Annotated in this window: 26 protein-coding genes and 3 pseudogenes; 4 read left to right on the plus strand and 25 right to left on the minus strand. The window is 39.4% G+C overall.

The features are described from left to right. Positions 1–133 precede the first annotated feature (133 nt). The 9 genes and pseudogenes from JCM19038_RS09910 to JCM19038_RS09945 all read right to left on the minus strand — a co-directional run bounded on the left by JCM19038_RS09910 (position 134) and on the right by JCM19038_RS09945 (position 7,713). Entirely contained in the window at positions 134–2,734 is a 2,601-nt protein-coding gene (locus JCM19038_RS09910) for an FtsX-like permease family protein (RefSeq protein ID WP_042417347.1), read from the minus strand. Then, positions 2,731–3,413, minus strand: a pseudogene (locus JCM19038_RS09915) (ABC transporter ATP-binding protein). The gene JCM19038_RS09910 and the pseudogene JCM19038_RS09915 overlap by 4 nt, the downstream one beginning before the upstream one ends. A 130-nt stretch (positions 3,414–3,543) precedes the next feature. After that, positions 3,544–4,543: pseudogene (locus JCM19038_RS25475) on the minus strand (sensor histidine kinase). Positions 4,544–4,555: 12 nt separating this feature from the next. Beyond that, positions 4,556–5,232 (minus strand): annotated as a pseudogene (locus tag JCM19038_RS23595) (response regulator transcription factor); the annotation flags it as partial. 114 nt (positions 5,233–5,346) lie between these two features. Next, on the minus strand, positions 5,347–5,931 hold the full coding sequence (locus JCM19038_RS09930; protein WP_052361402.1) for a restriction endonuclease: 585 nt from the start codon (positions 5,929–5,931) through the stop codon (positions 5,347–5,349). Between the two features lie 93 nt (positions 5,932–6,024). Further along, complete coding sequence (locus JCM19038_RS22830; RefSeq protein WP_193745104.1) at positions 6,025–6,183, minus strand: hypothetical protein; 159 nt, start codon at positions 6,181–6,183, stop codon at positions 6,025–6,027. A 222-nt stretch (positions 6,184–6,405) separates the two neighbouring features. Further along, positions 6,406–6,792 carry a PH domain-containing protein gene (locus JCM19038_RS09935; protein ID WP_042417349.1) on the minus strand — a complete coding sequence of 129 codons (387 nt, stop codon included), beginning with the start codon at positions 6,790–6,792 and terminating at the stop codon, positions 6,406–6,408. A 4-nt stretch (positions 6,793–6,796) separates the two neighbouring features. Beyond that, complete coding sequence (locus tag JCM19038_RS09940; protein ID WP_042417351.1) at positions 6,797–7,417, minus strand: phosphotransferase family protein; 621 nt, start codon at positions 7,415–7,417, stop codon at positions 6,797–6,799. A gap of 11 nt (positions 7,418–7,428) precedes the next feature. Next, positions 7,429–7,713 carry a hypothetical protein gene (locus tag JCM19038_RS09945; RefSeq protein ID WP_042417353.1) on the minus strand — a complete coding sequence of 95 codons (285 nt, stop codon included), beginning with the start codon at positions 7,711–7,713 and terminating at the stop codon, positions 7,429–7,431. A 135-nt stretch (positions 7,714–7,848) separates the two neighbouring features. Here JCM19038_RS09945 and JCM19038_RS09950 point away from each other — a divergent pair, with 135 nt between their 5' ends. Then, on the plus strand, positions 7,849–8,094 hold the full coding sequence (locus JCM19038_RS09950) for a (4Fe-4S)-binding protein (protein WP_042417356.1): 246 nt from the start codon (positions 7,849–7,851) through the stop codon (positions 8,092–8,094). A gap of 44 nt (positions 8,095–8,138) precedes the next feature. On the opposite strand, the gene JCM19038_RS09955 is transcribed toward JCM19038_RS09950, so the two are convergent. Next, a complete protein-coding gene (locus JCM19038_RS09955) occupies positions 8,139–8,570 on the minus strand; it encodes a GNAT family N-acetyltransferase (protein ID WP_042417357.1) in 432 nt (143 codons plus the stop codon). A 432-nt stretch (positions 8,571–9,002) separates the two neighbouring features. Here JCM19038_RS09955 and JCM19038_RS09960 point away from each other — a divergent pair, with 432 nt between their 5' ends. After that, positions 9,003–10,151, plus strand: coding sequence for a DUF2254 domain-containing protein (locus tag JCM19038_RS09960; RefSeq protein ID WP_238554370.1), 1,149 nt, complete (start codon positions 9,003–9,005; stop codon positions 10,149–10,151). Positions 10,152–10,193: 42 nt separating this feature from the next. Here the strand turns inward: JCM19038_RS09960 and JCM19038_RS09965 are convergent, their stop codons facing one another. The 4 genes from JCM19038_RS09965 to JCM19038_RS09980 form a co-directional block, all read right to left on the minus strand. After that, positions 10,194–10,379: a hypothetical protein gene (locus JCM19038_RS09965; protein WP_042417360.1), complete on the minus strand. Its 186-nt coding sequence runs from the start codon at positions 10,377–10,379 to the stop codon at positions 10,194–10,196. A 70-nt stretch (positions 10,380–10,449) separates the two neighbouring features. Beyond that, a complete protein-coding gene (locus tag JCM19038_RS09970) occupies positions 10,450–10,953 on the minus strand; it encodes a class I SAM-dependent methyltransferase (protein ID WP_238554366.1) in 504 nt (167 codons plus the stop codon). Positions 10,954–11,117: 164 nt separating this feature from the next. Then, complete coding sequence (locus JCM19038_RS09975) at positions 11,118–11,405, minus strand: hypothetical protein (protein ID WP_042417362.1); 288 nt, start codon at positions 11,403–11,405, stop codon at positions 11,118–11,120. 402 nt (positions 11,406–11,807) lie between these two features. Next, complete coding sequence (locus JCM19038_RS09980; RefSeq protein ID WP_042417364.1) at positions 11,808–12,605, minus strand: MerR family transcriptional regulator; 798 nt, start codon at positions 12,603–12,605, stop codon at positions 11,808–11,810. A gap of 166 nt (positions 12,606–12,771) precedes the next feature. Between JCM19038_RS09980 and JCM19038_RS09985 the strand changes: the two genes are divergently transcribed. Next, positions 12,772–14,004 carry an MFS transporter gene (locus tag JCM19038_RS09985; protein WP_042417367.1) on the plus strand — a complete coding sequence of 411 codons (1,233 nt, stop codon included), beginning with the start codon at positions 12,772–12,774 and terminating at the stop codon, positions 14,002–14,004. 89 nt (positions 14,005–14,093) lie between these two features. Here JCM19038_RS09985 and JCM19038_RS09990 read toward each other — a convergent pair whose 3' ends face one another. From JCM19038_RS09990 to JCM19038_RS10030, 9 genes are all read right to left on the minus strand, one after another. Next, entirely contained in the window at positions 14,094–14,804 is a 711-nt protein-coding gene (locus JCM19038_RS09990; protein ID WP_042417369.1) for an ABC transporter permease, read from the minus strand. Next, a complete protein-coding gene (locus tag JCM19038_RS09995; protein ID WP_238554371.1) occupies positions 14,801–15,508 on the minus strand; it encodes an ABC transporter ATP-binding protein in 708 nt (235 codons plus the stop codon). The genes JCM19038_RS09990 and JCM19038_RS09995 overlap by 4 nt, the downstream gene beginning before the upstream one ends. 90 nt (positions 15,509–15,598) lie before the next feature. Continuing rightward, positions 15,599–16,144: a PadR family transcriptional regulator gene (locus JCM19038_RS10000; RefSeq protein WP_042417374.1), complete on the minus strand. Its 546-nt coding sequence runs from the start codon at positions 16,142–16,144 to the stop codon at positions 15,599–15,601. 87 nt (positions 16,145–16,231) lie between these two features. Beyond that, positions 16,232–16,801: a DUF2812 domain-containing protein gene (locus JCM19038_RS10005; protein WP_042417377.1), complete on the minus strand. Its 570-nt coding sequence runs from the start codon at positions 16,799–16,801 to the stop codon at positions 16,232–16,234. Between the two features lies 1 nt (position 16,802). Further along, complete coding sequence (locus JCM19038_RS10010) at positions 16,803–17,105, minus strand: PadR family transcriptional regulator (RefSeq protein ID WP_042417379.1); 303 nt, start codon at positions 17,103–17,105, stop codon at positions 16,803–16,805. A 173-nt stretch (positions 17,106–17,278) separates the two neighbouring features. Further along, positions 17,279–17,593 carry a MazG nucleotide pyrophosphohydrolase domain-containing protein gene (locus JCM19038_RS10015; protein ID WP_042417381.1) on the minus strand — a complete coding sequence of 105 codons (315 nt, stop codon included), beginning with the start codon at positions 17,591–17,593 and terminating at the stop codon, positions 17,279–17,281. A gap of 617 nt (positions 17,594–18,210) precedes the next feature. Further along, positions 18,211–18,612 carry a VOC family protein gene (locus JCM19038_RS10020; RefSeq protein ID WP_238554367.1) on the minus strand — a complete coding sequence of 134 codons (402 nt, stop codon included), beginning with the start codon at positions 18,610–18,612 and terminating at the stop codon, positions 18,211–18,213. Between the two features lie 131 nt (positions 18,613–18,743). Continuing rightward, a complete protein-coding gene (locus JCM19038_RS10025; RefSeq protein ID WP_042417387.1) occupies positions 18,744–19,322 on the minus strand; it encodes a dienelactone hydrolase family protein in 579 nt (192 codons plus the stop codon). Positions 19,323–19,358: 36 nt separating this feature from the next. Then, on the minus strand, positions 19,359–19,763 hold the full coding sequence (locus JCM19038_RS10030) for a VOC family protein (RefSeq protein ID WP_042417389.1): 405 nt from the start codon (positions 19,761–19,763) through the stop codon (positions 19,359–19,361). Positions 19,764–20,112: 349 nt separating this feature from the next. Here JCM19038_RS10030 and JCM19038_RS10035 point away from each other — a divergent pair, with 349 nt between their 5' ends. After that, positions 20,113–20,427 (plus strand): ferritin-like domain-containing protein, encoded by a 315-nt coding sequence (locus tag JCM19038_RS10035; protein WP_373902787.1) that lies wholly within the window; start codon positions 20,113–20,115, stop codon positions 20,425–20,427. A 14-nt stretch (positions 20,428–20,441) separates the two neighbouring features. On the opposite strand, the gene JCM19038_RS10040 is transcribed toward JCM19038_RS10035, so the two are convergent. Then, positions 20,442–21,299: an aminoglycoside 6-adenylyltransferase gene (locus JCM19038_RS10040; protein ID WP_042417392.1), complete on the minus strand. Its 858-nt coding sequence runs from the start codon at positions 21,297–21,299 to the stop codon at positions 20,442–20,444. Positions 21,300–21,411: 112 nt separating this feature from the next. Continuing rightward, the gene (locus JCM19038_RS10045; protein ID WP_042417394.1) at positions 21,412–22,446 is read right to left on the minus strand and encodes a serine hydrolase; all 1,035 of its coding nucleotides are present in this window, start codon (positions 22,444–22,446) and stop codon (positions 21,412–21,414) included. Between the last annotated feature and the right edge of the window lie 8 nt (positions 22,447–22,454).

Consider the following 22,454-nt stretch of genomic DNA (forward strand, 5'->3'; position numbering starts at 1 on the left):
GGGACTTTTCATATGAAAGGCTCAAATCGCAACACTCTTTAATTCACATCACCTAAGTCTAGCCATCTCTTAATCGACCAAACCTTGCCGAACATCTAAAAAGCCCTCGTACCAACTGGTACGAAAGCTTTTACTACAGATTCTCCTGTTTTAACGTTTCAATAATGTTGTTTTTCTTCACTTTGGACATGGAGTAGGCCATTGCCATAGCGACGATGATAAACACACCAATGATAACGACGCTAATTTCAATCCAAGGCAGCTCAAATGCGTAGGAGTAGGCATTTTGATTGGTGTAATAGATGCCATACATGATGATCCCGCTTATTGGCAATCCATACGCTAAAGCTTTTATGCCGTAAAAGATACTTTCAAAGTAGATCATTTTGTTAAATGACCGAGGGGTCATTCCCATTGATTTAAGCATGGCGAATTCGCGTTTGCGAAGTGCGATACTCGTTGAAATGGTGTTTAAGATATTCGCAATAGAAATTAACGTAATGAGCGTGATAAATCCATACAAAAAGATGGAAATAATCATGACCATTTGTTGATCTCGTTGTTGCGCTTCATGCATATTCATCACGGCTGAATCAGAAACCTGATCCAATTGATCAATCTGTTCTTGAACGCGCTCTGGATCATCCGACTGCAAATAGAGTCTGTAATGAAACGGATCTGTTACTTGTTCTGTTAACGTATCAAACACATCTGCTGAGACGATGAGCGTCATTGAACCGGGCCATTGTTCAATGTACCCTATAGGGTGTTCCGAAGTTAGTGCTCCAATTTCGATAGAGCCGACTTCGTCAAACGCCCATTCATTCGTGCTCTCTTCATACACTTCAATATCAACGGCAAACTCATCACCAACATCTGCTTTGATACTTTCAGCTTCAACAAACTTTCCAGCATCACCATCTTCGTATTGTAGATGATTAATGAGAATCGCTTGAGGATTATCTGTATCCAAGAAAGGCGCTTGATCGACACCGATGTCTGAAACATACTCCGATAAGCTTGAGTCAGACAGACCGAACACTCGCACATAGTACGGATAGCCACCGTCTTCTTTAAACTCAGGACTCATGTCATCCAATAATGCTTCGGGTAACTTCTCTTCCTCAACGATTGTTCGAAACATTTGAGCGCGATTCATGCTAAAACGCTCAACCTCATCTAAGCTCGTCAATTCTTGTACGAGATGTTCCTCTTCATTTTCATCTGACTCTAGCTGAACACTAATATCAAAGTTCTGTTGAGCAGTTGATAATTCCAAGGATTTTGTAAACGCTGAACCAAAGTAAGATACAGACAAGAACAAGATGATGCTTACGACTAATGAGAATACAGTGACCATGGAACGTTTCTTATTTCGTTTTTGATTTTTTAGTGCAATCTCACCTTCTACGCCAAAAAGAGAACGTACGAGGCGATTCGTCTTTACTTTACTTTTCGTTAATTTCACATCGTGTGATTGTCGAATTGCATCGATCGCCGTAATCCGTGATGCGCGCTTAGCTGGAATATACGTTGAAATAAAAATCGTAAGCGCAGCAATTACTGCTGAAATAATGAGTGCTTCCGGAGACACCACCATCAATAACTCTGTTTCAACACCCATGTCTTCCATGATTGAACCGATAATCGAAAGCGTTACACCAATTCCTAGTATCCCTGCAACCATTCCTAATGGGATCGCAAGTAAGCCAATAATAATGCCTTCAAAATAAACCGAATTACGCTTTTGTCGTTTCGTCGCTCCCACGCTTGATAACATTCCCAAATAACGAGAACGTTCCGAAACGGAAATCGCAAAGGAATTAAAGATTAGTGCAACAGAGCCGACAACGATGATCGCCATAATAATAGAGATCAATCCGTAAAGAACCGATTGCATTGAATCACTCGCAGTAATCCCACTCGCTCGTAATAGATCATCGTTAAAGAATGGTCGGTCAAGTCCGATTTCTTCCCCGAAGGTTGTTAGGTCGTCATAAACGCCTCGGTCCACGTTTGGCACTGACATGAACGCAGCAACATCGTTATGTGCATCATGAGTGTTGTCAGTGAGGAGGCGAATCATTGAGTATCCAGGTGACCATGATGATTCCCATAATGGCTTCTTCGTGACTCCAACAATTGTGTAGGTCTCATCTTGTACGTTCGTTAACGATTCTTCACGCTCGCCGTCAATCATTTGCAGTGAGTACGAGCTCGTTCGTGTTTCTTCACTTGCGATGTATTCACTCGTTCGATCACCAATTGCGACAGTTACAGTATCACCAATTGCGTAATTAAACTGATTCAATGCCCGAAGATCTTCAGAGATGACGACTTCATCAGGGGCATGTGGCAAGCGCCCATCGAGAAGTTCGATTTGCATCGTTTCAAAGGCCACTGGGTTTAAGTCTCGCACATATAAGTACGGTTTTGCTGAGTCGGGGCTTTCTTCAAACTCTGCATACCCATGCTCCCGCATTAACGCCACATCACCTAGCCAGTCACTTTCTTCAAGTGCTCGCAAATGTTCATGTTGAACTTCTTCAAAACCGACATGCCAATCCCCTGAGCTCGTCACAGCTTCTCGTTTCATAAGATCTAAAAACGTGGAACCTAACGTAGCAACCGCCATAATCATCGCTACAGAAATAATCGTACCGATTAACGTAATCAGCGTACGCTTTTTGTTTTCCTTCAAGTGACGGATCGTCACTTTGTTCACGATATTCATGGACGAATCACCTCATCGCTCGCCACTTTCCCATCTTCAATTGAAATGACGCGATCCGCTTGTAAAGCAATGCGGTCATCATGAGTAATGACAATGAGCGTCTGGTTATACGTCTTATTGAACATCTTTAGTAGGTCAATGATTTCTTTACTGTTCTTACTATCCAAGTTCCCTGTCGGCTCATCGGCAACATGATCGCAGGATTACTAATGAGTGCACGACCGATCGAGACACGTTGCTGTTGACCGCCTGACAATTGATTTGGCAAATGCGTTAAACGTTCTTTTAAGCCCAACAATTCGACCGTTTCATTAAAGTGTTTGTCATTTACTTTATGACCGTCTAACAAGACAGGTAAAGTTATATTCTCTTCGACGGAGAGAATCGGTAATAAATTATAAAATTGATAAATAAGTCCAATTTGCCTTCTTCTAAAAATAGCTAAGTTCGTTTCATTTAACTCATAAATATCGGTATTATCAACGAGTACTTTCCCACTACTCGGCTGATCAACGCCACCTAACAAATGAAGAAGCGTTGACTTACCTGAACCTGAAGGTCCAATAATTGCGATAAATTCCCCTTTTTTCACTGAAAATGAAACGTCATCTAACGCTTTTACCGCCGTGTCACCTTTGCCATACACTTTCGTTAGCTTATCAATCGTTACTATATCCATCGTTTCTACCCCCACTAGTTTCTTGCTACATTTAGTGTAAGCATCTAACATGACGGTTTCGTGACTCGTAGAATGACAGTTTAGTCACTTGCAGTAACGAGTCGTATGAGCTAGCTTTAGTCGCAACAACTTATACGACTCGTTTATAGAACTTAAGCGAAAACGTTGTTCCGACCCTTCTTCACTTGTTACCTCAATATCACCATGTTGTTTCGTTACAATGTTTTGAGCCATTGCGAGTCCGATGCCGACGCTATTCTCCCCAGCATTACGCCCTTTATAGAACCGTTTGAAAATGTAAGGTATATCTTTAGCGGAGATTCCCTCACCTGAATCTCGAATACGAAGCTCATGATAAATGGCGTTCTCATTGTATTGAATTGATACAATTCCTCCATCACCTGTATGTTCCACTGCATTTTTTAAAAGATTAATAAGTGCTTCTTTCGTCCAATTGTAGTCGGCAATAAGAACACGCTCTTCTACCCTTCAACGTCTAGTGTAATGCCCTTCACTTCAATTGGAATAAGTAGCGGATTTAAAGCATCAGTAATGATGCTTTTGACGGGAACTTTTTCACGTTTAAATTCAATTGTACCTGCATCAATTTTGGACAGTTTTAGTAAGGATGTGACGAGCCAGTCCATTCGTTCCAGCTGGTGTTGAATCGTTTTCGTAAACGTCACTCTCCGCTCGGGCGTTAATTCACTTCCTTGCAATAAATCTGCCATCACCGTCATTGACGTGATTGGTGTTTTCAATTGATGAGAGATATCTGAAATGGCCTCCGTCAACTTCTTGCGATCTCCTTCAAGTTCCACATTGTATTCTGCTAAACGAGACGTTACTTTATAGATATCATTTTTTAGAATGCTAAGTTCGCCTTCTTCATTGTCACGAACGTCTAAACGGTAAGATCCAGCATTTATTTCTTTTAAGTATGTTGATAGCTGCTCGATCTTACGATACCGCTTTGTTGTAAAAACAATAAAAGAAACGAGCATTACGATTACAAGTGCAATCACAATAAATAACGAAAAATTAGGCACTAGAAGACTTGCCCCAATTGCTATACTACCGATTACAATTTGCCAACTTATAAATAAGCGAAATTCGCGATTGCGATACATGTTAATCACCTGCCGATAACCTAACCCTCTTACGGTCTGAATAATAGTAGGCTTTTGCGGATCTTCTTCTAGCTTTTCACGTAGACGCTTAATGTAAACCGTCAGTGTGTTGTCATTCACGAAATCTCCAGCAACATCCCAAATCTGTTCTAACAGCTGCGCACGTGTTAACACTTGACCTTGATGTTGAGAGAAAATTAAAAGGAGGCGATATTCTAGAGCCGTTAACGAAACCTCATGCCCGGATTTCCAAACTTTCGCTTCTGCTGTTGAAATTGTAACCGTGCTAAATTCAATTCGTTCACTCACTTGACCATGCTGTTGTTTTTCGTAGCGACGAAGGACCGATTTAATTCTAGACATCAATTCCCGGATTCGAAATGGCTTCGTAATATAATCATCAGCACCCATATCTAAGCCCATCACAACGTTCACTTCATCATCAACAACTGTTAAGAAGATAACAGGAATGTCTTCTTTCTGTTTTACGAGCTTGCACAGCTCATAACCTGATCCATCTGGTAAATTCAAATCAAATACGCATAATTGAATGTCTTCAAGTGATGATTCAATGTATTCTTGAGCGGACACAAAATCAGCTTTATGCGTTGTCTTGTACCTTCTTGTTGCAATGAATAGTTCAACCCTAGAGCAATTGTCTTGTCATCTTCTACGATTAAAATTTGCAAACCATTTGCCCCCTTGTCACTTTCTTACGATTTATTTTACCACCATTCTCTTTCAGCACGAAAAATCCCATGTCACATGTTGAGATGGGAGGCTAACATTATTGGATTTACTTTTCAACTTGGCAGACGGTTATTTACTTCTACTAACGCTCGGATTAAACGCTCACGGTCCCAAAGCTCGACACTACATCGGCGAGCAAGCTCTTTCGCATTTTTCGAGAAATATTGATTCGTTATAACAATTGCTTGTTCTGCACCGTAATACGTTTTGGCACTGTTCACTTCTTGTACCGCTCGAACACCGATATTTTTTTTATAACGCTTAGCTTGAATAACGACGGTTCCACCATGATCGTTCTCTCCGACAAGGTCAGCTCCGTAGTCCCCCGTGTCTGAAGTCAACTGAACGTGCCAACCACAATATGAAAAATGGACCGCTAGTCGTCTTTCAAACTCCTTCCCGCTCATTTGATCAATCTGCTCAATGCCACTTCTTAAATACCGCTCTTCCAATGCTCGGTCTTGTTTTAATCGCCAAGCGATCAATGAAGCTACTGTTATGATTACAAGCAGCACAATTGCAATTGTAGTAACCGGATATGCAAGTACAAATGCCATGCAAAAACAGACAACAATAAAAAACACAGGTATCGATTGTGGGAGTAACTTAAGGATTGGAACTTGCTTACTTCTTGCCATGCGTACCTCCTTACGTATTTTTACCTAATTTATCCATCCTCACTAGATTTATACATCTTTAGGTCAAGTAGAACAATCATAAAAAGCATGGCTTCATATGAAACCATGCTCAGTGAGTACTCGCTGTGTCTCTTCAATTTCTTGGATTAGAATAGATAAATAAGTGCATTCATCTTGAAAGGTTTGACTGTCTCTGAATGTAATGAGGTCGTTAAGGTGCTTCTTAACGAGTACTGCCTCTTGATTCGTCATAGGCAACACCTTCAGTATTTTTTTGTGTACTACCCGATACCCTAAATACAAGATGCAAAAACAATTTTCAGTGAATTCATTACGAATGTCTTATTCTTACGCTTCTCAATCGTACGATCCTTAGTAGGCTCATGTGATCATCCAAACGCTTACATTATTGCCTTTTATCCGTAATTAGGCTTGAATCTAATTCGATTTTTGAATGGATTTGAATGAGCTGCTCTAAAAGTCCATCTCGATCTTTGGGAGAAATGATGACAGGCATCTCTCCATTTTTCCTCGACAATTCAATTCGACCGTAAGTGAAGCGGCAGGTGAACTTAACAGACTATTCGTCGGTTGAATCGTTGTGATGTCGTTAATTGGAATCGTCATTGCTCTGATCACAAACCCAAATCGAATGCGTAATGTATCATCGCAAACTTCGTAATGAATAATAAATAAAGGAACGATTGGTAAAATGATTGCTGTAATGACAATCGCTGCAACAAATTCAAAGTTAATCACTAAATGAATTAACGGCAAAAACACGGATATGCCTATAATACCCATCAAGACTAGGGAGTAAGACGTACGAGTACGAAACGTGACTGAACAACCTTTACTCATAGAGCTACACCTCGTCTAACGTTTCTATTAAAGAGTTTTTCATAAGCTGGTACCCGCTTTTGTTTTCTTGCTTCGCATAAAACCGAAGTCCATTCAATAATCGACTTAATAGACTTGCATAAAGTCTTTCTCGAAAATACGGAATATCGATGCTTTTCTCATTAAGGTGCCGTTTTACTTTTGTTGGAAATTCTAAGTTCGGTGACCATAAGTTAAGATTCGCTACATCATACATAAAGTCTCCATACATCGCCATCTCCCAATCTACAATACCAGTAACAATGGTACGATCCGCTAACACATTACCTAAATGAAAATCACCGTGTACGAGGAACGGTCGTTTCGGTGCATAACTTGCTAGTTCGAGCATCTGATCGTAACCTGCTTCAAATACTACTTTTTCTAGCATTCCTTCTGTGAACATCGTGCGCCAATGAGCAAAAAACCCTTCGCTCTCTTCTACGAAAAAACTTTCAAGCATGTCCTGCCACGTTTGATAACGCTTGTTTTCTCCTCGGTTCACCCAACCAAACGTGTCATTGTCGCGAATCGTAATCATTGATTCTATGGTCGTAACTAGATGAGAAGCAAGATCAGCTTGCGCAGGTTGTGGATAAGCAGACACTGGATCACCATCTACTTCTCACTAACCATCAAGTATGTTCCTTGATGTTCATGAATCGCAACAACTTTTGGGATCGGCAGCCTTGCTCCAAAACGATTGTACACGTCCCGCGCTGTGTAAAAACTCTCCGGATGTTCACGAATGTGAGCAACATAAGCCTTCTCTTTCGTCATAAATTGATCAACACGACTGAGCTCACCGATATCAATTCTCTTGAATTGTTCTGCGTCCGGATAATGTCCCTTTACAATTGCTCTCACCCATTGATCTGAAACATCCTTCTTAAACGACTTCATATCAATCACCCTCAATCCATCTATGTCATATCATACAAGCCTGATCCGTTCCAGTTCAACGTTAAGTCCTTTTGCGTTTTAGTTGGTTATATCTAGCATTCATGTTACTATAATATTCAAAAAAAGGGTGATTTGATGAGCGAAGAACAGTTACTAGAGCGAGGGTTCAAGCGATATTATGGTGAAGAAATCAACGTCTATTTCAACAAAGAACTTTGTGCACATGCAGCTGAATGTGTCGGCAATGCTCCGGAAGTGTTTGACACGAAGAAGAGACCTTGGATTACACCTGACGAAGCTTCTGCATTAAAGGTAGAACGTACCGTGAAATTATGCCTAGTGGTGCACTGCAATACCGTTACGACGATTAAACAGTCATGAACGACGTCGCTACGAACAGTAGCGACGTCGTTCATCGTTGGCCTTCATTTTAGGCTTTTCGTAAAGCCCACATTCGTTTCTTGAAACCCAGCGTTTTTATAAAATTCGTGAGCATTTGTTCTCTCTTCTTTCGCTCCACTATTTAACGCAATTGTCGTTACACCTATTCTGGTTGCCCATTCCTCCGACTTTTGCATAAGCCTCTGACCAACGCCTTGTCCTCGGTGTTTTTCATCAACGACAAATGCGACAATCCTTACGTACTGACCGTTTTTTTCATAGAAGTAACTCTTTATTGCACCAATCATGCCAACAACTTCTCCATTTATTACCGCTATCCAAGTCCGATAGTCACGATGCGATCTAATTTGTTCAAATCGCCCTTCCATTTGCTCCACTGACGTAGGATAACCAAGTTGAGTGAGCAATCGACTCATCGGTTTCCCGTCACTCTTCGTCGCCAGACGAATTTCCATAAATAGCCCCCATTTCTCAATCGTGCTTTCCCTTTATTTCAACAAATTGGCACTTTATTCCTTTTACATTTTCAATTGGACGTTCTATCTCTTACCTAAAGTCCTCTTTTATACGAAAACAGTTATTCCTTGTCGATATTCGGGAACACCCCACTATGCTCAGTTATCCAAAGGGGTGAACGTCGATGAGTGTCCGCAAATGGATGCCCAAAACGGGTCAACGTCTCCTTAGTATGTCACGAAGGCAGATTCGTTTTGAAACGCAAGCAAACGTATGGCTTATCAGTCTCTATTACGGACTGCTCGGGTTCTTAATTGTAGGAATCGCGTATGTATTGGACATGCGATTATTTATAGGGGAACACGCTTCTTTTTTTTCAAGTAGATTATGAATTAACGAGACAAATTATTAGCTCGCTCGTTGCCGGAATTATTACGTTAAACGCATTTACACTAAACTCGATCCTCGTCGTATTAACGAACTTCTCTGGGCAATTCACCCCGCGAATGCTACTTACGTTCATTGCGGACCGTAAAACCCAACACGCCGTCGGTATCTTTAATATGGTGTTTGTCTTTATTCTGTTTTCCTTTTTCATGATTAATGATGGAACAGCAGAATATTACGCCGCCTTTCCAACGCTTACCATTTTACTTATGTTCTTTGCACTCGCTACTTTCGTCTTCTTCATTAATCATGCTGTGAAATGGATGCAAGTACCTAACTTAACGTTCAATATGAAGAACGAGTCAGAAAAACAAATCCTTACTACACTCGTTGAAGACCTTGAACCTTATCGAACACAAGAGCCAAAGAAAGAAGAAATGGAGTTAAACGAAGATGAAGGCACTATTCTTTATGCCAAGGATTCTGGATTTATTCAAGTCATTGATTTCAAAAGCCTCTTTCAATATGCAGAGAAAAAAGGGCTTATCATTCGCTTAGAAAAACGAATTGGCGAATTTGTCTTAAAAGACATCCCCCTTCTCACGTATTGGAAACGAGAAGATTGTGATGTAAACGAGGCGTTTATTTGTAGCAAACTGTTCGTTGGACGAAAACAAACAGAAGTTCAGGACATTGAATTTGGCGTCAATAAATTGAAAGAAATAGCGATAAAATCCATCGGAAACGATGATCCGAATACGGTAAAAAATGCGATTCTACAACTCTCTGACTTATTACTATCCATTTCTGAAATCACACACTTCACGCCGTACCTTACCGACCAAGAAGGCAACCTTCGCCTAATTATTAACGAAGAGACGTTTGACTATTACCTGTACTCCTCGTTCTCACACATTAGTATTTATGCAAAAGAAGACCCAGTAATAACAAATGATATTTTGCATGCCGTAAGCTTATTAGCGAGCTCAACTTCTACTGCCAATCATAAAAGCGTATGGATGTTTGCGATGATGGTCGCAAGAGGATATCAAGCTCCCTTTGCCTTCGCTTACCACGAAAAAGACTTCTATACACACCTTGAGAAAATCTCTCACATGACTAGAAATTATGAAGGTTATACTCAACTAGAAAAAGAATTAAAAGAACGGTTAAACAACCCAACTTTCGCTTAATCAAGGAAAACGGCGGTCACGTATGACCGCCGCTTTCCATCTCTAAACATCTGAACCTTCTTCAGATGTATTCTTGTCATTTGATTGCTTAATGGTTCGTTGGATATTATGTAGTTGCAATAAAATAAGACCGAGCATAATAAAGGTTACAAATTCACCTGTCATTGAAGCGATGACTGCCAACACGATGATCACAATGACTTCGAGAGGTCTAGAGTTCGAAAACACAAAATCACCTCCCTAGTTAAGATAATAAAAAAGAAGAAGCATATGGATCTTCCTCCTATGCTTCACTTGTCTATGTTTGTGGCGTTAATGCAAATACGCCTCCACAATGGGAAAGCTGCGTATATTCGATCTGTTTATTGCCAGCTAACCTCTTCTTGATTTCTTCAAACACAAAATAATATTCATCGTAATCCCACACATCTTTGTATCGATCACGACAGCGGTTGTGATCTTCTTCAGTTTGAAACGAGACATCACCGATTAATAGTTTACCTTCCTTCTTTAAAGTAGGTAGCACCTGCTCCAATAACTGAACTTTGTACGCATCCGTAAAATGATGCAATGCATATGTACTGACAATATAATCATATTTTGCAGCAAGGATTTGGTCTGGGAACCCGTTCGTTAGATCCCATTGAATGAGCCTCGCATTCGGCATCTTCTCTTCGGCAATCTGAATCATCTTGTCCGAGAAGTCCAGACCTGTAATGTGGTGACCTGCATCATATAACTTCCCCGTTAGTACTCCTGTTCCAAATCCAATGTCTAGGATGTTGAGTGATTCCTTTGTCATCACTTCATTGTAAATTGCATTTAGAATTTGCTTATAACCCGCAAAAGGATAATGATCACTTTCTTCACTAACCTGTACCGACTGATCATACCCATCTGCCCATAAATCAAGCCGCTTTGATTTAACATTTCATTCCCCCTATAAATGATAGTAAGAACAAACACTTACCTCTGTTGCGTTTTTTGAACTTTTTCTTTGACAAACGGGATAAATGCGATAATAAAAACAATTAATCCCACAATTGCAACCAACGGTGTCACAAATAACAACACACCAACTCCGGCGATCACGGAGGCAATAATTACAACGACATAGCTAATCATCGGCGAGACGACGAAAACAATTAATAGTCCCCAAGACATCATCTTCGCTCGTTTTGTTTTAGACCGAAACACAAACACGAATAGCCCTAATGCGCCAATCATGTATAACGTAAATACTATGGCTTCCAAGTGAGAAACACCTTTCTTCTATAAGTATATATTTACTGCTATACCCTAGTATGACAGAATGTCTCGTTTTTTGAAGAAGGGGGCAACGTCCCTCTATACACAACTAACTTAAACAATTATACGAATGTTTCGAGCACTAATGATGTAGTCTTGCACTGTTAGACTACATTTTTTAGAACAATAAGTAAATAACTCCTTGCTAAACGTACTAGCTAGGAACTATTCATATCACCAACCGAGTGTTTCATAAAACCCTTGCGTATTTGTTTTATCGCACTCAATCAGCAAGTTCACTTTACAAAGCCAGCGGCCAAAACCGCAATCATTCATCAGAGTTTGACCACTTTTTGACCTCGGAATGGTGGATTGACCGCTAGATGGAAATGTCAAGTACCTATTTCTTTACTTATCTTTTTTAGTATCAAGTTGATCACTTTTAGTAGCGCGAGCTTGCTTTTCTTGATAATAAGCTTTCATTTCTTTGTACATATAATTGCCGATTTCTTCAGGAAAGTAATTATTAAAATCCGAGCTATGCTTTTCAAAAAAGCTATCGTCATCAATAACGCGGAATAGGAATTTTTCATTATCTGGAAATAACGAATCCATTCTCTCTAGCGTTTCATGGACTTTCTTTTTACTTGTAGCGTCATTCAGCTCAATTGAATCTTTAATCGCTTGAAATAACTCCCACGTTACTTGGTCCATAAGATCTTGAGTTTCTGGTTTATTATAGGACTTTATGTGTTGCATAAGCTGTTCATCCTCGTTAAAGTGCTGTTCAAATGCTTGCATTTGTTTCTTCTCCCGCATAAATAAATCGAGCATTATGAATGCAAATTGATCGAGTTCACCTTCAGACGGATCTTCAAAATTGTAGAGACGTTCCATTCTAGTTATAACGCCTTTCAACTCATGTAATTGCTCTTGCTTTTCTTCGATTAACGTCTTCTGGATTCGTAATAACTCACGATTACTCATCTTATGATCCGTCATTTGTTCTTTAATATCATTCAACGTTAATCCGAGATGTTTGTAGATGTTGATTTGTTGGTAAGACTCCCATTCTTTACGGGTGTACACTTTATTTCCATGGTCATTATGTTTTTTGGGACTTAACAAACCAATCTTATCGTAATAACGTAATGTTCGTACGGTTGTCCCTACGATTTTTGCAAATGAACCGATGGTTACTTCCATAGTAAAGACCTCCTCACTACATTTTATACTGTTACGTAACGTTATAGGCAATCCTTTTCACTTTTTGTTCACTAAAGATGAATTCCCCTAAAAAAAGTACTTGATTGTGACGTTACGTCACAATCTAATATAGGTCATAGATTCATTATGAAAGGAAGGATTGATTATGGAAGAACAGGAAAAACAACCACAATCATTACTAAAGAATCGTGCGTTTATATTCCTTTTTCTAGGTAGCTTTTTAGCAATTATCGGCTTCACGATGTTTTTTATGACAACCACCTGGTTTGTCATATCTGATTTAGGTTCAGCTAGTTCATTAGGCATTATACTCATTGCCATTACCGTACCACGTATACTAATGATGGCATTTGGCGGAGTTCTCGCTGATAAATTTAAAAAGACGACCATCATGTTCACCACGAGCTTAATTCAAGGGATTCTACTCGTCATTATTTTCTTATTAAATAATGCTGATCAATTAACGTTTGGATATTTAATTATTTTAGGTCTGCTTTTCGGAACGTTAGACGCTTTTTCTGGTCCTGCAGGAACGTCATTAATTCCGAAATTAGTAGAAAAAAGTCAAATTAAGCAAGCCAATGCAATGATTCAAGGATTGGGTCAAATTGGTTTTGTAATTGGTCCTGTCATTTCTGGAAGTGTGATGGAGTTCGCTGGGGTCACAACCGGTTACTTTGTCGCGGCAATCATTGTACTGCTATCAGCCTTCTTTATGTTCCCTCCATTCTTAAAAGAAGGTCCTGTAGACAATACAATTAAGCAAACACCACTTAAAGATTTGATTGAAGGATTTAACTATGTGAAAGCAAGTAAGTTCTTAATCACCGGAATTCTAATCTTGATCACACTAAACTTCTTTGCTTTCGGAGCCATTTCCATTGCCATTCCGATACTCGTAGAAACGTACGGTGGTTCTCCAATTAACTTGAGTTACATTGAAGCTGCGTTAGGAATTGGGATGTTAATAAGTACAGCCATTATCGGTACGGTAAAAATCCGCCGCAGAGGATTGACCTCAATTCTAGGTCTCATTGCAACTTTACTTGTCGCAATTGCATTTAGCCAAATCCCTAGTTTGTCGATCTTGACTGCACTTGCGTTTTTAATCGGATTTACGATGACTTTTGTTTCCATTCCATTCTTCACTTCAGCTCAAGAAGATACAGACCCCCGAATTATGGGTCGCGTCATGAGCATCGTTTTCTTAGCAATGAACGGATTCGACCCACTCGCTTATGCAGGTGTAACTTTACTAGTTGCCAGAGGCATCGATATTCAACTGGTCATCTTGTCCTTTTCACTGATTGGATTACTCATTGCGTTAATCACGTTATGGAGGGGAAAAACGTACAGAAACTACACGTCGAATTATTAAACTTAATAAGTTAAAGGAAAGACCACTTCTGTTGAGAAGTGGTCTTTTTATTACTTAAATTAAGCAATAGAAACTCCCCCAATCAGGCTTCACCTACGTCCATATGAAAATGTTTTGATGGAGCCAATAAAAAACAAACTGAAAAATACGAAAAGAAAAAGTAAGCTTTGGCCCCAAAGTGCGAAATCCATCGTGAACGCAGCTCGTATCCCACTTAGAAACCATTCAAACGGGTTTAGCACCTGAAGCCACTGAACAATAGCATGCGCATCACTTAAAGAATAAAATGCACTACTTCCTAGAATCATCGGCAACATAATAAGATTTGTTGTCATGCTTAAATGCCCCTCAGTTTTCACGATACTCGACACAATAAAACTTAGAAATAAATACATTACAGCAGATACAAATAAGACTGGGAGGGACAATACAATACCCATGATTGAATTGGAAACATCACTGATGAATAGACCAATCATCAAAACGAAACTACTTACAGCTACAGCAACTAACGCATTCGCAATCGAAATGCTAAGAATGTATTGATACAAAGGCATAGGCGTTGCATGGAGTAAATCATATACCCCTCTTCTTCGTTGCGACAATGCTGTGAATGAAAACGTGACAAAAGCATAAAACATCAAACTAACAGCAATAATTCCAGCAAGACTATAGCTTAAGTAATTAGGAAAGAAATGAGCAAGCGATAAAAGAGCCGTTATGGGGATTACGATTGACCAAATGACTAAATACAAGTCTTTCATCGATGATTTCGCTTGCAACAAAAATATAGTACTCACCTCTCGTCCCCCTCATGATGGTTTACCATATCATATAAGTCTTCCATGGTTTTTACTCCATAACGCTTATATAGTTCACATGGGGTTCCGTTCGCCACAAGTTCACCAGCATTTATGAACATTAATCGATCTGCAATGTGATTCACTTCAAGCATGTCATGTGAAGCAAATACTACTGTCACATTCTTTTCCTTTAAGTACTCAATTAATTTTCTGATTTTCTTTTGTCCTTTCGGGTCCAGTCCTGCTGATGGCTCATCTAAAAACACAAGTTTTGGATTGTGTAATGTGGCAAGGGCAATAGCCAAGCGCTTCTGTTGACCAATCGACAATTTAGAAGCAATCACCTTCTTCATTTCTTCTAATTGGTACGCTTCGAGCTGTTGTTGAATTTCCGGTTCAGACACTTTCACTCCGTAGATCGAGGCGAATAACTTAACATTTTCCAAAACCGTGTATCCTTCAAAAAAAGGAGTTGATTGTAATTGGATACCCGTTGCTTTCTTAAAGTCTGAACGCCAATACGTAATCTCACCAGCGTCTACGCGAATCGTATCAAGCAGCATTCCAATAATTGTAGATTTTCCTGCACCATTCGGTCCCATTAATGCGATAACCTCTCCTTCCTTAATTTCAAGTGTCACATCCTTCACGACTTGACGCTCTCGAAACGCTTTTCTTAAAACGGTAGCCTGAATAAGCACATTCAAATAAGTCACCTCTTTTGTTCAAATTTGTATATTCAACTTTGACTAAATGATTATAAAATTACTCCCTTAACTTGGGAGCAATTTCTACGACTCCTTTGATTTCAATAAATCAATCGCTTCTTGGACAAACGCTTGTTGTAACTCAATCGTTTTATACATGTGGTCAAAGACCAGTCGCGTTAACGGGGATAATGTCCCGCTTGCCGCCTCTTCTTTTGCGTTGAAGCCTATCGTAACGGCAGAATATTCTGCGTCCAAGTGTGCCTTCTGGTCATTAAGTGCATCTATCGCTTCGAGCTTATCAATACGATCAACAAACGAAAGACCAGAGTAAAGTTGTGTCGGATAAGAATTAAACGGCTTCTCTAAACTTTGTCTTATTAACTCTTTTTCATATTCTTGCCCGCGTTTCGTGATCGTATAAATTGCTTTTTGGCGATGACCCGTATGCTCAATCTTACTCACTTCAATGTAACCGTCCCGCTCCAGTTTATGGATCGCATTATAAATTGACCCAATTAAAATCCCACTCCAACGTTCGGCATCCGTTAACTTGAGCATTTCTTTAATGTCATAACCAGACATCGGTTTAATCCCTAACAGCGCAAGAACCATTAACTTTGTCGTCATATAATCACCTTTGAATAGTCAATGTTGAATATTAGCAGTATAGGCAACTTTATTATACATTGTCAATTGTTTTCTTAGTAATTCAACTTATTTTTCTGCCAACACTGAATAATTGCGATACCCACTATAAAAGCTGCTAGCAAATAAGATAGCTAGCATTACAGGAGACAACTTCACTAGTACAAATGGAGTTTCAAATAATAACGCATACCAAAATAATGCACCTTCCATATTCCAAAGCCCATCATGGTAGAAGCCAGAAAGGTCCTTGTAAACCATATAAGAAAGAGCGAAGCACAGCATCCCCATCCAAAATGAATAACCCATTAGTCGTTTATAATACTTACCCTTTGATTCACGATCTGAGAAGATTTCATTTTGAATACCTTCTTCTTTTTGCCAATACCGTATTCCACTAAGCCAAGATCCCTTTACATAGTTCCAACCGAAATCTTCGTATATTCCTTTGTATTCCTGCAATTTATCTTTTGGTAAATTATCTTGGTAATCAAGTCGCATAACATACTGCTTCTCAGTTTTGTCGAAAGTATATATGCCAAATCCGCTAACACCTGTACAGTGAAAGCCTTTTTGTAATTGTTCATTCAGCCATTGCTCTTCTTTTTCAATATTAAAGAACCATTTAACCTTCTTCATGTCATTCACTTCCTTCATACAAGGATAGAATATGCAATAGCCTTTGTTGTTCCAGTTTCAAAACGGTACTTCCTTCTGCAGTAATTTTATATACTTTTCTCCGACCTGAATTTCCTACTACTTCAATCCAACCATGTTTATTTAAATTTTCAATAGCACCATATAATGTACCCGCAGCTAAAATGACAGAACCATTGCTCATTTCTTCTATCTCCTGCATAACAGCATAACCGTGGAATGGTTCACGTAGAGCTAATAAAATATAGTGCATGGTTTCAGACAACGGTAATAATTTATGCTTCATACTCTTAACCTCTATTCAGTTCAACTATATAGTCTCACTTAGTAATAACATAATACAGTTGAACTGGATAGTCCACAACTTTTTCAGCTCAATTCAAAAAAGTCGATTTCCTTCACGCTCTGAAATCGACTTTTGTAACCTTCTAAGTCTCATTTGCAACTACACAAAATAAGTTAAGTAAAACGTTGCTCTAATTTTCTTTGATGTTCTAAAAATACTTTTTCCAATTCTATGTCATACTTATTAGCAATGACTGCGACGTTACCCATTAAATCTCCTAATTCTTCAACTAACGCTTGCTTATTCATTTCCGATGATTGTGCTTCTTCGTCTGGTCGATCTCTACCTATTTCTAGCGCCCTTACCGCCCTTGCAACTTCTCCAGTTTCTTCGGATAAGAAGCCGATTCGCATAAATATATCTAACTCCAGCCATCCTCTTCTTCCATAGAAGTTATCTACCCATTCTTGAAATGTATCTGCTTTCATACTCTTCGCCACCTATGTATAAATGATAAACACCATACTCACACAACATATCGTTTACTATTCACTTGCTATACTAAATGGAACAGTCCCAACCCATTTAAAAGAAGCAAAGCAGCTCGCAAGATACTTTTCTTCTTTTATTCCTTTAGATACACGACTGTATACATCCTCATTTCTTTTTTGATTTACCGAAAATGCCCAATGCAGTTAATAAGGCAACACCGATAGCAACCCAAACACCTATACTCATTTATTTCCGGCTCCTCGTTTTATTTCAACTTAAACTTCATACTTGAGGGATACAATGTAATCACCCATCGAACAGCGCAACATCATTTGAATTTTTCTTTATTTATAAACCGTTTAGCCATTTTCGAGCTCACTTTAAGCCTCTGGTTCTCATTGTTTTAGATCCGAAGTAACATGCCTTTAAATTCTTCTTCATTTATTAAAGATTTCCTTTTAGTAAATGCCATGTCAACATCCATATGAACATTAAAGTACAGCAATATGAAGTAGTTTTTGAGCCCAATACTTACTTGCTTGATGCAAAAAAGGCCTTATCATCGATAAGACCTTCGCTACCACATAGCCACCTCTACTCGCCATTTTATTTTCTACGAAGTTGGCGCCATCCATGTTGGCTCGAGCATATTTCCATCTGGGTCTTGGACTTCTAGACCATACATTTGATCTTCTGGAATTCCGTGATCTAAATGATAGTAATCGCCACCATGTTCTTTTGCCGTTTCAGCAAATTGCTTCACAGCTTCAACGCTCTCCATTTCAATGGCAATTAAGGTCCCACTTGTTGTTTGAGTGTCCGCAATGGTTTTATTCTTAAGAAATTGCTTGTAGAAGTCATGAGTTAAAATCATAATCCAAAAATGGTCATTCCACATCATCGCACTTGAATGTTCATTGGAGAACAACTCATTCTTTTTAAAGCCAAGTTGTTCATAAAAATGTGTTGATTTCTGCAAATCGCGAATTGGGAAATTAACAAACACCCTTGTCATCACAACACCTCACCTTTATAAGTAATAATAGCGTAACCCCTTGGTAATTGATTCATACTGCAAATGCTCACCGCTTAATTTTATACTATTAATTCAGACACCTATTATTATAGACTGTATTGCCATTTCGATCACAATCGATTGCGATTAATAAATGCAATCGTCTCCTTAAACGCTTCTTTCGCAGATGCTTTATCAAAATACTCAGAATAAGGATCACTAAATCCATGCGTTACTGGATATGTAATGGTGATGATTCCTTTTGCCTTTAGCTTGTCCACAAGTGCATCTACAGAAAATGACTTCTCCACATGTGGATAAAATAACAAACATTCTGCTTTAGGTATTTGATGAACATAATCGCGTATGCGTGAACCGTAATAACCTATGATTCCGATTACATTATCTTCTTTTCCACAAAGCCAAGCGACCGTTGCCCCTATGCTAAACCCAATAAGGATAACGTTTCGATTCTCGTCATGAAGATTTCTAATCCGTTTGTTTACAGTGTGCACAGCTTGTTGAAAACCGACATCTTCCATAAATGAACGATAGGCTTCATTTTCTTTTTCATAACGAAACGGATGGACTCTTTGCAGAAAATTGATGACTTCTACGTGAAACCCCTCATTACGTAATGCTTCACAGTAATCTTTACTATGTGCATTAACGCCATATATCTCATGCAAAATTAGAATGGTTGTTTTCATCTTTTCATCCGTTCTTTCATAATCCTCTATGTTTTTTCATCCATACGTGCGATTCATTAGCACTACTCTCCAACCATCGGGGTCCTCAATTGTCACTCCTTTTTCCTTCCAATACTCATTTTCTGGCGCCACTTCTGGGTAGCCCATTTCTACTAGCCGAGAAGCAACCTTTCTAACCTGTTCGTAGTCCTCTATATAAAAGACGAGTAGATTGTCTCGAGTTGGAGCAGGACACGGGCTTCCGTCACGATGACGGGTGAACTCTAAATGATAATCAGAACTCGGCAACCCGACGATGACACCTTCATATCCACGCTGACCTTTAAAACGTTCAATCTCGACGAGTCCTAAACCGTTCACATAGAAATCGATTACCCGCTCGAATTGATCAGTTGGCCTTGCAATTCGTACTTGTGCCGCAACAAAATCATTAAACTTCATATGATGTCCCTACTTTCTATCGTATCATTTGCACATTAAGTTTCCTACATATTGAAAGAATCAGCGATCGACATTTGTCTTTTCTTCTCTACTACGTTGGTCGTAAAGCATTGGATAAAGAGCAAAGGCTATGCTCACTGAACACGATTTTTGATTTCCTATTATTTCTAAGTTTGGAAACAACCTCATTTACACATGATACACGTAAGGAGGGTTCACAATTGAGCAAAGATCATCAAGTAGAAACTCTAAACAAATTGTTACAAGGCCAACATATGGGGTCGATGCTTACGAAAGTTACCTTGAGAAGCTGTCACCATCTTCACCACTAAAAGAACCATTTATCGCCATTCAATCTGATTTACGTGACCATGCAAATTTACTTAGCACACGCATTTTAGAACTTGAAGGCACACCAAAGAAAAGTGAAGGCATCGTTGGCAAGATGGAACTTTTTATGAGTGAACTGTTCGATCGTCCACACGACGAAAAAGAGATTGTCAAACATGCCATAAAAGGGGAGAACATTTATGGCAACAAAATGACCGAAAAAATTGCCAGTGAAGAATTAGATGAGCACAATCAACAACTCATCCACACCATTCTTTCCAAACAGCGTGAGCATGTGGACGAACTAAAAATGACTCTGAATAACATGAACTAAACGAGGAGTAGCATTTACTTCTCGTTTAGTTCGTTTAGGTACATCAACATCTTCTGATGTTCTTCTTCAAGGAAAGAGAATTGGTGTATTGCAGCAACATCTTGGGCTAATGCCTTGAACAGTTGACAAGCAGTGAACAACGCATCCCAAGAAGCTTCAAGATTTGCACTCGCATACGTCTTTTTATACTGCTCCCAATGTGCGATTGGAAGCAATTTATTATAATGTTTCCCGAACATTCCAGTTGAGACACGATACGAATGTTGACTGCCAACCCACCAGTCAATCATTTGGTGCAGATCCGCTCGAACAATCACTTCATACATTTGCTTTGCATACGAAAGCTCAGCCCGACAAAGACCTTTTGCGACGTTCTGGATACACCAAAGAAAATTGTTGCAGCAACTAACGTACTCAGCTTCTGAAGGTTCTTTTACCCAATAACTTTCATCGGATGCCAACGGGATCTCTCGAAATTGAAGGTCTTTATCAAGCAATGGAATCGTTAACGTATCATTCCCATATTGTTCGAGCATTTTAGCTACAGTAATGAGACGTAAATCAACGCGATTGCCATCCTCAAACAACATCAAATACGCATACGATTCAGTCACATCAAGGTCAATTCCAATCGAAAGGTCATTCTCTTCAGGCTGTTGAACCATAATTAGCTCTCCAAAAACACGAATCCATTCCTTGTCTTTGCGAAACGAATCAATGTCAGAAACAACATAGACAATGTCATAATCTTGTAAAGAGTCCGGTCTGACATTCGGATTCGTCCGCGATCCATTCATGTAGACCGCTCGAACACGCTCATCTCGTTTGGCTACAGATAAAATTAACTGCATCATTTCGTCACTTGATCGCATTGGGTTCTCCTTTTAGGGTGAGAATACATAGAAGAAAATATAATGGCACCTATTATAGCTTAAAGATAACTTTTACATGCGCATCTTTCTAAAATCTCTTCAACACATCCCCTCACTTCTCATATGTAAGACATTGATACACTTCACCAATCAAACCTTCCATTTGATGGACACCTAGTTCACCATTGGTCATAATGACTGCTGCGCGGTTGAATTCAGGATGTAAAAACCCCATACATTGATACCCCTTGCCCCAGCCCCATGTTACGATTTCTTTCCCTGCTTTAGAGTCTTCAATAAAAACACCGAATCCTGACCATGCTTTTCCAAACTGAGGAGCCAGCATTTCTTTGGCTAGTTTCTTTGAAAGACCGATTGTGCTCTTGCCGAGTCGGGCATCTAACAATTCTTGCAAGATCTTTGCAAGTGTTATTGAGCTCGCCCATAATCCAGAAGCTGCAGGATATGGATAAATCGTTTCCGTAAAGCATGTGGCTTGTCCTTGTTTGGAATGTCCCCTTGCCAAATCATCACTAATGTATGCAAGCGACGTTGGCGTCACATAACGAGCTTGTAACTGAAGAGGCGTAAATACATGGTTGTTTACTACCCGCTCAAATGTTTGTCGCGTTATATCCTCAATGAGAAGCTGAATAATGCAGTACCCCGCATCTGAATAGTGAAATTCATGTTCTGGCTCAACCTCCACTGTGATCGGCACTGAACAATATGCTGTTTTGCCATTTAAAATGTCAGGCATCGTAGGAACTCCAAAACGAGATTCATACGTTTGAAAGCTTTCTTTAGGATCAATGATACCTGCTTGGTGACTAAGCAAATGCCTTAATGTAACGGCTTTTTTGTTATTAGATGGAATTTTCCAACGAATAAGCTTGTCATTCACCGGTTGATCTAAGTGAAGCAATCCTTGCTCCACTAGTTTTAATACCGTAAGAGCTGTTACGAATTTACTCACTGAACATGCGTTAAATAATGTGTCTGTTTTTATCTTTCGATGACTACCTGCTTGAACCACTCCGTATTGTCGTGACAGTCGTTGATTTCCACCGTCAATTGCCGTTACACTCAAACCTTGGATATTGTACTGTTTCATACGTTCAACAATGTATTCATCGCTCAGATTCATTATTATCA

The sequence above is a fragment of the Geomicrobium sp. JCM 19038 genome, from assembly GCF_000698125.1.
Classification (GTDB): domain Bacteria; phylum Bacillota; class Bacilli; order Bacillales; family Marinococcaceae; genus Geomicrobium_A.